Origin of the sequence: Campylobacter sp. TJR-1 (assembly GCF_032840035.1) — a bacterium.
GTDB classification, from domain to species: Bacteria; Campylobacterota; Campylobacteria; order Campylobacterales; family Campylobacteraceae; genus Campylobacter; species Campylobacter fetus.
In genome coordinates this window covers 38,174-53,386 of sequence record NZ_JAWIZX010000007.1, presented here as the reverse complement: position 1 = coordinate 53,386, position 15,213 = coordinate 38,174, and the positions used below count along the sequence as shown (strand labels likewise).

Annotated in this window: 19 protein-coding genes; 12 read left to right on the top strand and 7 right to left on the bottom strand. The window is 32.9% G+C overall.

The genetic code is table 11. The features are described from left to right. Positions 1–22: 22 nt before the first annotated feature. Genes RVY88_RS08290 through RVY88_RS08280 form a run of 3 tightly spaced genes read left to right on the top strand, consistent with a single transcriptional unit; the run spans position 23 to position 2,484 of the window. Positions 23–1,222, top strand: coding sequence for a M48 family metallopeptidase (locus RVY88_RS08290; protein ID WP_011731862.1), 1,200 nt, complete (start codon positions 23–25; stop codon positions 1,220–1,222). Continuing rightward, a complete protein-coding gene (gene prmC / locus RVY88_RS08285; RefSeq protein WP_011731863.1) occupies positions 1,209–1,994 on the top strand; it encodes a peptide chain release factor N(5)-glutamine methyltransferase in 786 nt (261 codons plus the stop codon). Before RVY88_RS08290 ends, prmC begins: the two co-directional genes overlap by 14 nt. 10 nt (positions 1,995–2,004) lie before the next feature. Next, positions 2,005–2,484 (top strand): DUF4149 domain-containing protein, encoded by a 480-nt coding sequence (locus RVY88_RS08280; protein ID WP_002848912.1) that lies wholly within the window; start codon positions 2,005–2,007, stop codon positions 2,482–2,484. Here the strand turns inward: RVY88_RS08280 and RVY88_RS08275 are convergent. Continuing rightward, positions 2,481–2,615 carry a hypothetical protein gene (locus RVY88_RS08275; protein WP_274380335.1) on the bottom strand — a complete coding sequence of 45 codons (135 nt, stop codon included), beginning with the start codon at positions 2,613–2,615 and terminating at the stop codon, positions 2,481–2,483. The two genes, RVY88_RS08280 and RVY88_RS08275, sit on opposite strands and share 4 nt — an antisense overlap. Continuing rightward, a complete protein-coding gene (locus RVY88_RS08270; RefSeq protein WP_202930975.1) occupies positions 2,605–2,832 on the bottom strand; it encodes a hypothetical protein in 228 nt (75 codons plus the stop codon). The genes RVY88_RS08275 and RVY88_RS08270 overlap by 11 nt, the downstream gene beginning before the upstream one ends. Positions 2,833–2,937: 105 nt before the next feature. Between RVY88_RS08270 and RVY88_RS08265 the strand changes: the two genes are divergently transcribed. Next, on the top strand, positions 2,938–3,333 hold the full coding sequence (locus tag RVY88_RS08265; protein WP_002848915.1) for a YbgC/FadM family acyl-CoA thioesterase: 396 nt from the start codon (positions 2,938–2,940) through the stop codon (positions 3,331–3,333). Here the strand turns inward: RVY88_RS08265 and RVY88_RS08260 are convergent. The 5 genes from RVY88_RS08260 to RVY88_RS08240 form a co-directional block, all read right to left on the bottom strand. Next, a complete protein-coding gene (locus tag RVY88_RS08260) occupies positions 3,273–4,520 on the bottom strand; it encodes a hypothetical protein (RefSeq protein WP_162167233.1) in 1,248 nt (415 codons plus the stop codon). The two genes, RVY88_RS08265 and RVY88_RS08260, sit on opposite strands and share 61 nt — an antisense overlap. Then, entirely contained in the window at positions 4,517–5,158 is a 642-nt protein-coding gene (locus RVY88_RS08255) for a uracil-DNA glycosylase family protein (protein ID WP_011731864.1), read from the bottom strand. The genes RVY88_RS08260 and RVY88_RS08255 overlap by 4 nt, the downstream gene beginning before the upstream one ends. 39 nt (positions 5,159–5,197) lie before the next feature. Continuing rightward, positions 5,198–5,671, bottom strand: coding sequence for a GNAT family N-acetyltransferase (locus RVY88_RS08250; protein ID WP_002848918.1), 474 nt, complete (start codon positions 5,669–5,671; stop codon positions 5,198–5,200). A gap of 66 nt (positions 5,672–5,737) precedes the next feature. Beyond that, positions 5,738–7,021, bottom strand: coding sequence for an ammonium transporter (locus RVY88_RS08245; RefSeq protein WP_162167232.1), 1,284 nt, complete (start codon positions 7,019–7,021; stop codon positions 5,738–5,740). A 9-nt stretch (positions 7,022–7,030) separates the two neighbouring features. Then, a complete protein-coding gene (locus RVY88_RS08240; protein ID WP_002848921.1) occupies positions 7,031–7,369 on the bottom strand; it encodes a P-II family nitrogen regulator in 339 nt (112 codons plus the stop codon). A 206-nt stretch (positions 7,370–7,575) separates the two neighbouring features. On the opposite strand from RVY88_RS08240, the gene rpmH reads away from it, so the two are divergent. The 8 genes from rpmH to RVY88_RS08200 are packed head-to-tail and all read left to right on the top strand — an operon-like array spanning position 7,576 to position 15,202. Next, the gene (rpmH, locus tag RVY88_RS08235) at positions 7,576–7,710 is read left to right on the top strand and encodes a 50S ribosomal protein L34 (RefSeq protein ID WP_002848923.1); all 135 of its coding nucleotides are present in this window, start codon (positions 7,576–7,578) and stop codon (positions 7,708–7,710) included. Positions 7,711–7,735: 25 nt separating this feature from the next. Then, positions 7,736–8,062: a ribonuclease P protein component gene (gene rnpA, locus RVY88_RS08230; protein WP_038454407.1), complete on the top strand. Its 327-nt coding sequence runs from the start codon at positions 7,736–7,738 to the stop codon at positions 8,060–8,062. Then, on the top strand, positions 8,029–8,397 hold the full coding sequence (gene yidD / locus RVY88_RS08225; protein ID WP_223261879.1) for a membrane protein insertion efficiency factor YidD: 369 nt from the start codon (positions 8,029–8,031) through the stop codon (positions 8,395–8,397). Before rnpA ends, yidD begins: the two co-directional genes overlap by 34 nt. Beyond that, a complete protein-coding gene (gene yidC / locus RVY88_RS08220) occupies positions 8,397–9,992 on the top strand; it encodes a membrane protein insertase YidC (protein WP_162167231.1) in 1,596 nt (531 codons plus the stop codon). Before yidD ends, yidC begins: the two co-directional genes overlap by 1 nt. Further along, the gene (locus tag RVY88_RS08215) at positions 9,982–10,935 is read left to right on the top strand and encodes a Jag N-terminal domain-containing protein (RefSeq protein WP_011731867.1); all 954 of its coding nucleotides are present in this window, start codon (positions 9,982–9,984) and stop codon (positions 10,933–10,935) included. Before yidC ends, RVY88_RS08215 begins: the two co-directional genes overlap by 11 nt. Next, positions 10,932–12,248, top strand: a complete 1,317-nt coding sequence (mnmE, locus tag RVY88_RS08210) for a tRNA uridine-5-carboxymethylaminomethyl(34) synthesis GTPase MnmE (protein ID WP_038453051.1) — start codon at positions 10,932–10,934, stop codon at positions 12,246–12,248. Before RVY88_RS08215 ends, mnmE begins: the two co-directional genes overlap by 4 nt. 18 nt (positions 12,249–12,266) lie before the next feature. After that, positions 12,267–14,462 (top strand): phosphoribosylformylglycinamidine synthase subunit PurL, encoded by a 2,196-nt coding sequence (gene purL / locus RVY88_RS08205; RefSeq protein ID WP_162167230.1) that lies wholly within the window; start codon positions 12,267–12,269, stop codon positions 14,460–14,462. Continuing rightward, positions 14,462–15,202, top strand: coding sequence for a DnaJ domain-containing protein (locus RVY88_RS08200; protein WP_002848930.1), 741 nt, complete (start codon positions 14,462–14,464; stop codon positions 15,200–15,202). The genes purL and RVY88_RS08200 overlap by 1 nt, the downstream gene beginning before the upstream one ends. The last annotated feature ends 11 nt before the right edge of the window (positions 15,203–15,213 follow it).

The window sequence follows — 15,213 nt, the reverse complement described above, 5'->3', positions numbered from 1 at the left end:
TAAAATTTAAAAGAGGTTTTTCATGCTAGAATTTTTGATAGGCGCTTATCTGATTTATACTATTTACAAGATAACTCTTAGTCTAATAGAGATAAATTTTATAAATATTAATAGTAAAAAACAAGCAGTAGTATTAAGCGAGACTGATTATAAACAAGCAGCAAAAGTTGCTATTATAAATCAGAAATTTAGTATATCAAATACCGTATATTCGGCTATTTTGTTAATCATCTGGTCTATTTGGGGTGCTTCTTTTTTGCAAAATATGATAGCTCCGAATGGCAGTATATTTGAAAATACGCTGTTGGTAGTAGTTTTTTTGCTTACTAGCGCTATTTTACAGCTTCCGTTTGATGTGTATAGTTCATTTGTAAAAGATAAGAAACTCGGTTTTTCAAATATCACGTGGAAGATATTTATTGTTGATACTCTAAAGTCGTTTATTATGATAGTTATTTTTGGAGGATTGGTGTCTTGGCTTATACTACTATGTTTTGAGTGGCTTGGAAATAGCTGGTGGATATGGGCTTTTGGACTTAGTTTTGCTATTATTTTGCTTATAAATTTAATATATCCTACTATCATCGCTCCGATATTTAATAAAGTAACACCGCTTGCAAACGAAGAGTTAAAATCGGCTATTGGTTCGCTTCTTACAAAATGCGGTTTTAAAAGTAGTGGAGTTTTTGTGATAGATGCTAGCAAAAGAGATAAGCGTTTAAACGCATATTTCGGCGGATTTGGAGCTACGAAAAGAGTTGTTTTATTTGATACTTTGATAGAAAAATTAACTCAAAATGAGATTATAGCGGTTTTAGGACATGAGTTAGGGCATTTTAAGCATAAAGATCTTCTTAAAAATATAGCGCTTATGTTCGTAGTGTTATTTTTACTTTTTGCTATATTTGGAAATATACCAAACTCTATTTATTCATCACTTGGGCTAAACAGCGGCGGCGGAAGCTTTTTTATATTTTTATTTTTGTATTCTCCTATAGTATCTGCGTTTTTTGAGCCGATTATGTCGGCATTTTCAAGGTCTCATGAATTCGGTGCGGATGAATTCGGTGCGTCAGCTACTACAAAAAACGATATGATACAAGCTCTTAAGAAATTAGGCAATGAAAACAAAGCTTTTCCTATCTCTCATCCAGTTTATAGCTTTGTTCATCATTCGCATCCTAGTCTTTACGAGAGGATAACAAAGCTTGAAAATAGCTGATGCTTTACAAAGAGCAAAAGAGCTCGGAGGTTCGAATTTAGCTTTTAGCCTGATGGGTTTTCACCTTAAAAAAGATAGAGAATGGATATTTTTACACAAAGAAGATAAGTTAGATTTCGTAGATGAGTTTTTAATACTACTAGATAGATATAAAAACGGTGAGCCTTTGCAGTATATAACTAGATCTTGTGATTTTTTAGATTACGAGTTTGAGGTCGGAAGAGGAGTTTTAGTACCGCGTTACGAGACTGAAATACTTGTGCAAAAAGTAGTGAGTATTGCTAAAAATTTAGAAAATATAAGTATATGCGAAATAGGCATAGGTAGCGGAGTGATAAGTATTAGTCTTGCTAAAATACTAAAAAACTGTAAATTTACAGCTACTGATATCAGCGAAGATGCTCTAAAATATGCCAGGAAAAATATATCTAAATTTGGAGTACAGATAGAACTTTTTAATACGTCTTTTTTAGATGGAGTGGAGGGTGATTTTGATATAATAGTTTCAAATCCACCATATATAGCAAAAGATTATAAACTCGATAAATGGGTTATGAGCGAACCGTCTCAAGCTCTTTTTGGTGGTGAAAAAGGTGACGAAATACTTAAAAAAATAGTAAATTTAGCAAAAGATAGAACAAAATTTTTAGTTTGCGAAATGGGATATGACCAAAAAGCAAGTTTATCAAATGAACTTGAAAAAGCAGGTTTTAAATTTGAGTTTTATAAAGATTTGGCTGGATTTGATAGAGGATTTGTAGCTTATAGATAAAGGAGAAACAATGAAAAGAATAAAAGATTTATATCTATTTTTGCTTGGAATTTGCATAGGCGTGGAGATTGCTATCGGGGCTTTTTTGGCTCCAATAGTATTTTTTCCGACAAAATATATAGGCGAGGGAGTTCTTACTCACTTTCAAAGTGGGCAGCTGATGACTCAGGTTTTTTTGAAGTATAATATCTTGTTGCTTATCGTATGCGCATTTTGTGTAATCTATGAGATTATAAATTTAATAAAAAATAAAGACGAGGTATTTAACTTCAAATTTAGTACTTTTATGTTGAGCTTGATAAATGTTATATTAGGTGCTTCATTTGTTTTTTACTTCACGGATTATATAGTAAATGCACAAAATATGGGGGCCGAGGCTACTCAAACAGCGGCATTTGCAAGTGTTCATAAAGTAAGCGAAGTTGTAATGAAAATAATGATGCTAGCTCAAGCTCTGCTGTTTTTTATGAGAGCATACTCTAAGCGTTAGCTAGAAGAGGCTGCTTTTGTAGCTTCTAACATTTGAGCTAGAGTTATTTGTATCCTCGACATCAGACTTGCTTTTTGAGAATTTAATGATTGGAGCATATCTTTTGAATACGGATTATTGCTATTTTGCATTTGCGAAATTTGTTGTTCTATTTTCATTAATTGATTTTTGAGTTTTGTTATCTGTTTTTTGGAGTTTTTGTGTTGTACTCTCCTCTTTTTCATCGCTTGTCGTACTGCTTACGTTTTTAGTTGTCATCTCTTTTTCGTTTTTTAAAGAGAGCTTTATGTTAGATCGATTTTCGTTTGAAATTTGATAGTTGTTTGCTAAATTTGTATTTATACGCATTTTTTATCCTTTTATTGTAAATCGTCATAGGCTTATATAATTTAATATAAAAAGCTTTATTAAAGCTGCTAATTTGTATAATTTTTAAATTTTAAAAGGAATCTTATGCGAATTAGAATTTATTATGAAGATACCGATGCTGGCGGTATAGTTTATCATTCAAACTATATAAAATTCTGTGAAAGAGCTAGAAGCGAGATAGTTTTTAAAGCCGGTATCAAATTTAGCAAAGATAGACATTTCGTAGTTACAAAATTACTTGCAAATTACATAAAACCGGCTGTTTTGGGCGATATTTTAGAAGTCAAAACTTGCCTTGAAAGCATAGGCAAGGCAAGTTTAAGTTTAAATCAAAATATATATAGAACAGAAAGCATAAATCAAGTATTAAAAGATCCCGAACTGCTTTTTACGGCAAAAATCACGGTTGGATTTATGCTCTATGGCAAACTTGGCAGGCTCGAGCCTGAGCTGGTTTCGTTGTTTTCATCTAAACTATAAAATCCAAATTGAGTTGTTTTCATAATTTTCGTATTATAAATAACTTGATTTTCTATGACTTGTTCGTTTAAAAGAGGATTCGCATCTGTATTTATAAAATTAGTATATAAAAAATCAAAACCAAATATCGTAGAGTAGGCTACCCAGTCATAAGTAATATTTTGTCCTAAAATTTCATTTATAGTAGTTATTTCATCGTCTAAAGTAGATATCGAGTTGGCTATATACATATTTTTTCTATCAAGAGGTTGAGTCAAACTAAGAAGTGCGTTGTTGTAATTTATCTGTGTTGATAAAATAGCATACGGATCTAAGTTAAAAACACGAAATTGTGAGCTTAAAAGAGCTGTTTTAATGAGTGGAGTATTTAGAAAAATAGATGCGTTTTTCAGCCTAGAGTTGTTTTGTAAAATCGGATTTAAATTTAATTTATTGCCGCTAATCTCTTTTATATAAGCATTTTGATTGACGCTTAGTATGTAATTGTTTAGAGTATTTCCGAGTCTGCTACCGTCAAAAAATACAGCCACCTTTGCGTTTGAATACTCAAGTAGTTTATCTATCTGATCTTTGTAGTCTATACCGCCGAAAAATATATTTTCAGCTTTAATGCTAGTCGAGTTTGTATTTAAAGTAGGTATATAAAATACTAAATCAGAGTATTGCGGTTTTGAAATGGTTGATATTCCATTATTTGTCAGCGGAGCGATGACATATTTAAATCCTTGTTTTTTTAAATTTAAAATACCGTTTGATAACTTTATAGCAGATTCGTCATCTGTTAAGAAAAATTTTATATTTGCATTTATACCTCTTTTTAATACGTAAGAAAATATAGCGTTTGTAACTATCAAAGAGTAGCTTTTGATCACTTTTTGCGGTGTTAAAACGGCTATATTGACGTCTGCTTCTGTTCCCATACGTCTATTTTGCTGCATAGATATCTCGTTTTCAGCGTTTAGGGTATCAAAAAAACTTCTCAAATCATTAGTCGAATATTGTTCATTGTATCTTGCTAAAAAGCTTATATATAGTTCGTTTTTTATAAGATCTTGCAAACATTTTGTGTTGCAAATTTGAGGTTCTAAGTTTATATAAAATATTTGAGCCGGAGGTATTTCGGATATAATCTGAGTTTTTGAAAATAAGATGCTTACGCAAGCCAATATAGTGATAAATTTTTTCATAAATATCCTTTAATTTTTTTTAAATCATCTATAAATTTCTGTTTATGGCTAGGATTTTTAATGATCCAAAAAGCCGAATAAGTCGGCATGATAAGACTATTTTTAAATTTAAAAATACCGCCTCGCACACTCTCAAAAGCGCAATTTCTATCTTTTGTAATCCTAAAAAAAACATCTTTACCAAAACTAATGATAAGTTTTGGTTTTACTATATCAAATTCTTGCTCAAAGTAAGAATAACACTGATCATACCACGTATCTTTTAGGATCATGTCATCTTTTGGTCTGCATTTTAGCATATGAGTAAAATATAGCTTTTGGATATCGATTTGAGCAAGATTTAAGCACTCTTTTAACTCATCATTAAAAGCAGCAGATCCGTTTTTATCTTCATCAAAACTAGGAAAATTCTCTACCAACATAACATTAGAAGATGCTTCTTTACCCCCTAAAACAGCTTTATTTCTACTTTTGCATAGTTCGCAAAGATTGCAATTTTTTATCTGCTCTTCTAATCTTTTTAAATTTGAAAAATTATTTTTATGAGTTAAAATCTCTGAAATTTCAGCTCTATTTATAAATTTATATCCAATTGCCTTATAAAAATATAGTTGGTATAAAATATTATTATTGCTCATTTAATATACTATCTAAAAGATTTTTAAATTCATATAAATTTATAGTTTTGCTAAATTTTTAAGAGCATCTCCATCTACTCTTAGACTTATCCACTCATCAAGAGTTTTTGCACCTATTTTTTTATAAAATGCAAGGCTTGGTTCATTCCAGTCAAGGCACTCCCATTCAAGCCTTCCAAGAGAGTTATCTATACATTTTTTTGCTAAAAATTTTAAAAATTCTTTGCCTATACCTTTGTTTCTAAAATCTTTTTTAACATATAAATCTTCAAGATATATACCGCCTTTCCCAAGAAATGTTGAAAAAGAGTAGAAATAAATAGCGTAGCCTATTATCTTGTTATCTGCTTCACAGACTAATGCGTTTGCGTACTTTTTTATAAATAACGACTCATAGAATATATCTTTTGTGCAATTGACTTGATCGCCCATATTTTCATACTGTGCAAGCTCTTTTATGAGTGATAAAATATCATCCAAATCATCTTTTACAGCTTCTCTGATACGAAACATTTTGTAGCCTTTTGTTTAAATTTAAGGCTACAATTATATCATTATATTAATTAATGTAAGTAAAATTTACCCGAGTCTCTCACCGTGACTTGCTATATCAAGTCCCTCTCTTTCTTCATCTTTTGATACTCTTAAGCCGATTGTTTTGTCTATAATTTTTAATATTATATAGCTCGCTATACCACTATAAACTACCGTTATCGCTACTCCTATTATTTGAATTTTTATACTAGACTTAGCTGCGCTTATGCTTTCATCGCAAAATACCGCAGTTAAAATCGCTCCTATGATTCCTCCAATACCGTGTATACCAAAAGCATCTAAGCTATCATCATAGTTAAATTTTCTTTTTATTACCGTTATGACGTAATAGCAAACCCCCGAAGATATAATACCTATAGCCAAAGCGCCGCTTGCATTTACGTATCCTGCTGCAGGAGTTATGCCAACTAGTCCGCACACGGCTCCGCTAGCAAATCCAAGAGCTGAGGGTTTATTTTTATGAATCATTTCAAAAAATAGCCAAGTTATCGCTCCGATTGCGGTTGCAACTTGAGTTACAAGCATCGCCATTGCGGCTCTTGCGTCTGCTGCTAGAGCGCTTCCTGCGTTAAATCCAAACCAGCCAAACCAAAGCATCGCGACGCCAATCAGCGTTAAAACTAGATTATGCGGAGGCATAACTTCTTTTTTATATCCAAGGCGCGGTTTTAATATAATAGCTCCGACAAGTCCTGCGACCCCTGCATTTATATGTACAACGGTTCCTCCTGCATAGTCCAGTACGCCGTGATGTGCAAGCCAACCGTTGCTTTCCCACACCCAGTGAGCTGTCGGTGCATAAACAACTAAAACCCAAATAGCTATAAATATCATAAGAGAGCTAAATTTAACTCTCTCTGCGAAAGATCCCGTAATTATAGCACAAGATATAATAGCAAAAGTCATTTGAAATACGATAAAAACAGACTCTGGAATGCTACTGGCGTTTGGATGAACTGTGAGAGTTTGCTCGCTTGAGACTACACTTACTCCATTTAAAAATAAACGGTCAAATCCTCCTATAAAAGGATTTCCATTCGTAAATGCTATAGAATAACCTATAATCATCCAAAGTACGCTTACCATCGCTACTGTCGTGAAGCTTTGCATCATTGTTGCTAGTATATTTTTCTTTCTTACCATACCCGCGTAAAAGAGTGCTATACCAGGTATTGTCATAAAAAGTACCAAAGACGTGCTTATAAGTAGCCACGCGGTATTTCCGCTATCTATTTTATCAAACGAAACTACCCAATCGCTACTAAAAAGCGGAGCTGTAAATGATATTAAAAATAAGTAGTTTTTCATTTTATTTTCCTATATAGCATCTTCGCCGCGCTCATTTGTACGTATTCTTATAACTTCATCTAAATTTGATACAAATATTTTTCCGTCTCCGGTTACGCCTGTTTTTGCCGCCGATATAATTGCATTTACTATATTTTTAACTTCATGATCGTTGACGGCTATTTCTACTTTTAGTTTTGGTATATAATTTATCAGATACTCTGTTCCTCGGTAGTTTTCTACGTGTCCTTTTTGTTTTCCATAACCTTTTATCTCTGTTATAGTTATACCGCAGACTCCTATTTTATCAAGTTCGCTTCTAACGTCCTCAAGTTTATGAGGTCTTATAATAGCTGTAACTAACTTCATCTTTCTGCCTTTCAAATTAAATTTTTAAAATTGTATAAAAAATATTATAAAATAAAACTTAAATAATAAAAAATTAGTATATAATTTAAAATTAACTTTTAAAGTGATTAAAAGAGATCTAAATTTAAAAGCAAACAAAACTTAAAAGGTTTTTTAAGTAATTATTTGATAAAATCCAAGACTTAATTTATGACAAAAGGAAAGTTATGAAAAGAACTTATCAACCACATAAAACTCCTAAAAAGAGAACTCATGGTTTTCGTGGAAGAATGAAGACCAAAAATGGTAGAAAAGTGATAAATGCTAGGCGTGCCAAAGGCAGAAAAAGACTAGCTGCATAGTTATTATAGATAGGCAAACTTGATTATAGATAGGTTCAGCTCTATTAGCGATAGCAAAGAGTTTATACGTGTTTATCAAAGTGCTAAAAAGTGGCACTTTGAATGCGCAGTTATCTATTTTTTAGAGTCTGATACTACTAAATTTGCAGCAGTCGCCAGTAAAAAGGTTGGAAAGGCAGTCGTAAGAAATAGAATAAAAAGAGTTTTAAGGTCTGCTTTTTTTAACTTTAGTAGCGAGCTTAAAGATGGTATTTATATTTTAATAGCAAAGGCGGGACTAGAAAAAATGCCATTTGATAAAGTAGAAAAAAATCTTAAATGGGCTTTGAAAAAGGTGGATTCCATAAAATGAAAGTAATTTTTTGGAATTTTATTGTTTTTTATAAAAAGTACATTTCGCCAATCCTGCCAAAATCCTGCCGCTACTATCCAACTTGTTCAGAATATGCCTTATGGCAACTAAGATATAATGGATTTTTTTACTCTATAGTTGCTATTTTTTTAAGGATTTTAAGGTGTAATCAACTATTTCGTGGTGGCATAGATTATCCATTAGTAAAAAGAAAATTTACGCCTTATACTATCTTTTCAAAAAACAAACCGTGTAAAATGAATTTTTGGTTTGTTCCTCATAGAAAAGGTGGGTTTTATTTGATAAAAGTATTTGATTCATTAAAGGAAACATAGTGTTAGATAAACTTTCAACCCAAAAAAGACTTCTTATAGCTACGGTTATTTCCATACTATTTTTTATAACTTATGATTATTTTTTTATTCCTAAAAGAACTGTCGATATAAATCAAACTGCTTCTTATGCAGAACAAAATAGTTCATCGGCAAATAGCGCTCCAGCTTCACAAGATAGCATAAATGCTTCAGATAGCGCAGCTCCTGTTACTTCTAATGCTAGTAAAAATATAGTTCAAATTTCGGGAAAAACATATAATGCAACTATAGATGAACTAGGACGAATTAGTAGTTTTGTACTAAATGAGTCCAAATTTAAAGATGAAAACGACAAACAGATCTCTCTTGTGAGTTTAAATCACTCTCCGCTTCCACTAGAAATTAGATTTTCAAATAAAGATTTAAATGAAGAAGCTTTTAAAGTAGCTTATACTAGCAGTGCAGAAACTATAGATGTTACCAAGTCTCCGGCCAATGTGGTTTTGACTCAAGCTTTAAACGGCGTTACTTTGACTAAAACGATTACTTTTTATCCAGACGGAGCTTATGGTCTTAAAGTAGAACTTAGTAAAAACGAAGATTATTTTATCACCCCTGGATTTAGACCAAATGTTGTTGTAGATGGATATACCGTTCATGGAACATTAATGAGAAAAAGCGACGGCAGTCTTGAGATAATAGAAGATAAAAAAGCAAAAGGCGACGAGAGATTTACGGGCGTAGATATCTTAGCTAATAGCGATAGATACTATACGACATTATTTTATGAAGTAGATAAAACACTAGATGTTTATATACAAAACGATAGTGCTGAAAATACGCTATCATTCGTAAAGAGTTCGGGTAGTTTTAGCACTAAAGGTTATATAGGTCCAAAAGATCATAAAATTTTAAAATCTATTGATCCAAATTTGGTTGATGTTATAGAATATGGATGGTTTACATTTATAGCAAAACCAATGTTTTTACTACTTAGTTGGCTGCATAATTATATAGGGAATTGGGGTTTTGCCATAGTCGCTCTTACTATCGTGATAAGAATTGTGTTGTTTCCTCTAACCTATAAAGGTATGGTGTCTATGAATAAATTAAAAGATCTAGCACCAAAAATGAAAGAGATTCAAGCAAAATACAAAGGCGATCCTAGTAAGCTAAATGCTCATGTAATGGAGCTTTACAAGAAAAACGGCGCAAATCCTATGGGGGGATGTTTGCCGATACTTATTCAAATTCCGATATTTTTTGCGATTTATAGAGTATTATTAAACGCTATTGAATTAAAAGGCGCTCCTTGGATATTTTGGATAAAAGATCTTGCGATTATGGATCCGTATTTTATACTTCCTGTTTTGATGGGTGCTACTATGTTTATTCAGCAAAAAATTACTCCCGCAAACTTTACAGACCCTATGCAAGAAAAAATCATGAAGTTTTTACCTTTGATATTTACATTTTTCTTTGTAACTTTCCCTGCAGGTCTTACGCTTTACTGGTTTATAAATAATCTTTGTTCGGTTGCTCAGCAACTTGTGGTAAATAAAATATTTAAAAAACAGAAAGAGCAAGCTATTATGGAGAAAAATCATGAGCGTTAAAATAGAGGCAAAAGATCTGCAATCCGCCTATCTAAAAGCTGCAGAAGAGCTCCATTGTTCAGTTACTGATCTAACAGATATAAAAATAATCCAAAATCCAAGTAGAGGGCTTTTTGGGTTATTTAAAAAAGATGCCATTATAGAAGCTAATTGCTCCTCTCTAAGAAAACACCATGATTCTAAAAATAGTTTTAAAGAGTCTAAGAATGACTCTTTTGAGTATAAAAAAGATAGAAAAAAACGTTCTACAAAATACCAAAACGATAAATTTGAAAAAAATGATAAACAAAAAGTAGAAAAACCTACAAAACCTGTAAATATATCAAATTTAGAAGATAAAAAAGAGCCTCTTGAAATTCATAAAGAGGTTAAAGAGATCTTGCATGAACCAAAAACCAAACGACTAGAGATAGATCACTCTATTTTTGATACTTTTCATAAGAGTGATGATGCTAAAAATTCGCCTACTAGGTTAAAACTAAAGCCAAACGACTGCATAGACGAGATAAGATCCGGATTAGAAAAATTATTTAAAGCAAGCTGCTTTGAGATAGAAATTTCAGATGTAAGCGAATTTGATAATGAAACACTTTTTATTAAGCTAGATGGAGCTGACGCTGCACTTTTAATCGGCAAAGAGGGATATCGTTATAAAGCTATATCATACCTTCTTTTCAACTGGATAAACTCAAAATACAATCTTGGAATTCGCTTAGAAATAGCCGAGTTTTTAAAAAATCAAGAGAGTGGGATAGCTGCATATTTATCAGGAGTTATCGATAGAGTAGAGACTACAGGAAGGGCTCAAACAAAACCTCTTGATGGAGTTTTAGTTAAGATAGCACTTGAGCAGCTAAGACAGAGATTTCCTAATAAATATGTCGGTATAAAAAGCGGCGATGAAGGTCGCTATGTAGTCGTAAATGACTTTTACAAAAAATGAATATAGTCGCACTTGCTAGCGCTTATGGCGTTGGAAGTATTTCGATAGTAAGATTAAGCGGAGATGGTGCTTATGATCTGGCGATAAATTTATGTAAAAAACCTCTTATTCCGCGCTATGCTCATCTAAGAAAATTGTATTGTGAAAATATGGTTTTTTTGGATGAAGCCATAGTTATTTATTATAAAGCTCCATTTAGTTTTACGGGTGAGGATGTTGTGGAGTTTCAAACTCACGGCGGCGTTGTTGTAGCAAATTTAATTATAGATGAACTTTTAAGGCTCGGAGCTAGAGTGGCAAATCCCGGAGAGTTTAGTAAAAGAGCTTTTTTAAACGGCAAAATGGATCTAGTTAAAGCCGAAAGCATACAAAGCCTCATAAATGCTAGAAGCGAGGGCGCGGCTAAGATTTTAGCTAGAACAATGAATGGAGAGCTTAGCGTTTTTGTAAATTCATTAAGAGATGAGCTTATAAAAATACTTGCTTATACCGAAACCTGCATAGATTACGCTGATGATGATCTGCCTAGTGACATTCTACATAGTTCAAAAGATCTACTTTTAAATTCCTACAAAAAACTAGAGCATATTATAAATATTTCAAATTCAAAAAAAGGTCTTATCGATGGATATAAAGTAGCTATAATCGGTAGGCCAAATGTCGGTAAGAGTTCTATTTTAAATTCACTTTTACACTATGAAAGAGCTATCACTAGCGAGACTGCCGGTACTACTAGAGATACTATAGAAGAGCAGATAAAATTTGGATCTCATTTGGTTCGTATCATCGATACTGCGGGTATTAGAGATGAGTTTGATAGTAGTATAGAAGCCGCCGGAATAGAGTATTCAAAAAGAGCCGCAAGAGAAGCCGATATTATATTTTGTGTATTTGATAGCTCACAAAAAGCTAGTTTAGAAGATAGGCAAATTTTGGAATTTATATCAAATTTAAATAAAAAAACTATTTATGTATTAAACAAATCCGATTTGGAATTTAAATTTGATATAAGCTTAAATGCTGTTTTAGTATCTGCTAAGCTAGACTCTACTCCGCTTAGTAAAGAGCTTGAGTCTTACTTAAACTCACAAGATACAAACGATATAATGCTAAGCTCAAATCGACAAATAGAAGCTTCAAGGTTAGCTAGCGAGGCGATTAAAAATGCACTTGAATTGTTAAATGAAAGTGAGTTAGAGTTATTTGCTTATGAATTAAATATCGCTTTAAAACATATAGGAAGTATAACAAAACCTATGGAAAATAGTGAATTATTAGACAAGATGTTTAGCAGTTTTTGCTTAGGAAAATAATCTTTTTAGAGGTGAAAAATGGACAAAAAAATAGTTAAAGCTCATAAAATAAGTGATAGCGAGTATGCAAAGATATTAGAAATTCTTGGCCGTGAGCCAAATTTGCTTGAACTTGGGATATTTTCAGCTATGTGGAGCGAGCATTGTAGCTATAAATCAAGTAAAAAATACCTAAACGGTTTTCCGACTAAAGCTCCTTGGGTTATACAAGGACCGGGTGAAAATGCCGGAGTTATTGACTGCGGAGATGGCGTGGCTGCCGTATTTAAGATGGAAAGCCACAATCATCCAAGCTTTATAGAGCCTTTTCAAGGAGCAGCGACTGGAGTCGGCGGTATTTTCAGAGATATATTTACTATGGGAGCTAGAGTCGAGGCTAGTTTAAACTCTCTTAGATTTGGTGAGATAAGAGGAGAGGATCCTTTAAATAGACATCAAAGATATCTTGTAAAAGGCGTTGTAGGCGGTATCGGTCACTATGGAAATTGTATGGGAGTTCCTACTGTAGGAGGCGAAACCACGTTTGATCCTAGTTTCAATGGAAATATTTTGGTTAATGCTTTTGCCCTTGGAATTTGTAAAAAAAATGAGATATTTTACGCTAAAGCAGAAGGCGTTGGAAATCCAGTAATTTATGTAGGTTCAAAAACAGGTCGTGATGGTATAGGCGGCGCAGTTATGGCAAGCGATAGTTTTAATGAAGAAAATAAAAGCTTACGTCCAACTGTTCAAGTAGGCGATCCGTTTGCTGAGAAGCTGCTCATGGAAGCTTGTTTGGAGTTATTTAAACAAGATTATATAGTAGGTATTCAAGATATGGGTGCAGCAGGGCTTACTTCTAGCAGTTTTGAGATGGCAGGACACAGTAGCAGTGGTATGAAAATGTATCTCGATAAAGTTCCTATGAGAGAAGATGGTATGACTCCATATGATCTTATGCTTAGTGAATCTCAAGAAAGAATGCTTATTTGCGCTAAAAAAGGTTGCGAAGATAAGATAAAAGAGATATTTGCAAAATGGGATCTCTCGGCTGAAATCATAGGTGAGGTAACAGATACTGGTATTATGGAGTTATTCTGGCATGATGAGTTAGTAGGAAGTATTCCTATAGATCCGCTTAGCGAGGCTGCGCCTGTGCTTGATAGAGCCGTCAAAAGACCTGCTTATCTAGGCGAGATAAAGGATTTAAATTTAGAAAATTATCCTAAATTTAAAAATCAAGATGCATTTTTGAAGCTATTAAAAGATCCAAATATAAGCAATAAATCATTGATTTATGATCAATATGATGCAAATATCGGCACAAATACGATTAAAAAACCGGGAAATCTAGGTGCTGCTATTATAAGAATAAAAGAAAACGGCAGAGCCATTAGTATGGGTATGGAGTGCAACACTAGACATAATTACGTAAATCCAAAAATCGGTGCAGCAGCAGCAGTCGCGGCAAGCGGCAGAAAAGTTGCTATGAGTGGCGCAACTCCGCTAGCTATAACTGATTGTTTGAACTACGGAAATCCGCAAAATCCAGAAGTTATGTGGCAGTTTGCAAATGGCTGTGAGGGTATAAAAGAAGCGTGCGCCGCTTTGCAAACCCCGGTAGTTAGCGGAAATGTTAGTTTATATAATGAAACAGATGGAGTAAGCGTTCAACCGACGCCCGCTATAGTAACTGTCGGAGTAAATGAGAACGCAGACAAGAGCCTAAATAGTATTTTTAAAAACTCAGGTACAGCCGTATATTTGCTAGGCGATACTAGCGGAGAGTTTGGCGGAAGTTTATATGTAAATGCCTTATATGGAGTTTGCAAAGGCGAGTTGAAGGAGATCGACTATAAAAAAGAGAGAGCTCTTTGGGACCTTGTTATAGAGGCAAATAAAATAGGTATTTTAGAGTTTGCGAATTCCGTAGGAGTAGGTGGAGTTGCTATGACTTTGGCCAAAATGAGCGCCGTTTCAAATTTAGGTTTTGATGGCGAATGTAAATTTGATGATTCAAAATGGATTTTTGATGAAAGTTTTTCACGCGCCGTTGTTGGAGTAAAAGATGAGAGTAAATTTAAAGAATTAGCAGATAAACACTCTGTCAAATTTGAAAAAATCGGCTTAAGCACAGGAGAAATATTTAGACTAAATGATATTAAAATAAATTTAAATGAACTAAAAAATATATATTTTAATGAGTTCTCTAAAATAATTAAAAGCGAAGATTGATGCATATTTTCATTATAATTGCGATTGTTGTTGCTATTTTTTATATTCTTAGTAAGAGTTATATAAAAAAACCCACCGTAAATTTCGGCGGTAATTTTGATAATAGATCTTTTGATATTTTAGATGCTAAGTTTTTCGTAAGACTTATAGCAAAAGTTGCAAAAAGCGATGGAGTTGTATCTAAAGAAGAGGCTTATTATATATCTTTAATATTTGATGATATATGCAATAAACTTAAAAATGCAAGTATCAGATATGAATTAAAAGAAACTTACGAAATAGAAAAAAATAGTTCAAATACTGCATTTAGCATAGCTTTAGAGTATAAGACCAAGCTTAAGCTTAGTGAGCAAGCTTGTGTAAATATAGTTATGTTTTTACTAAATTTAGCTTACATAGACGGCGAGTTCAACAGCGCTGAAAAAGAGATCTTAAATGAAGTTTGTGACGGATTTGGTATCGGTAAGTTTATAAAAGATACTCTGTTTGAGCGTTTTGAAAGCGAGTTTAGAAATAAGCAAAGTAACCAAAATACTACTAACAAAGATCCGTATGAGGTTTTAGAGATCAATAAAGACGCTAGTTTTGATGAGATAAAAAAACAATATAGAAAACTTGCTAAACAAAATCATCCTGATTTCTTAATGGGGGCAGACGAAAAAGTCATTAGTAACGCTACAAAGAGACTTCAAGAGATAAATGAAGCTTACGCGGATTTAAAAGCTAAGTTTGGAAAATAGATATTAAATTT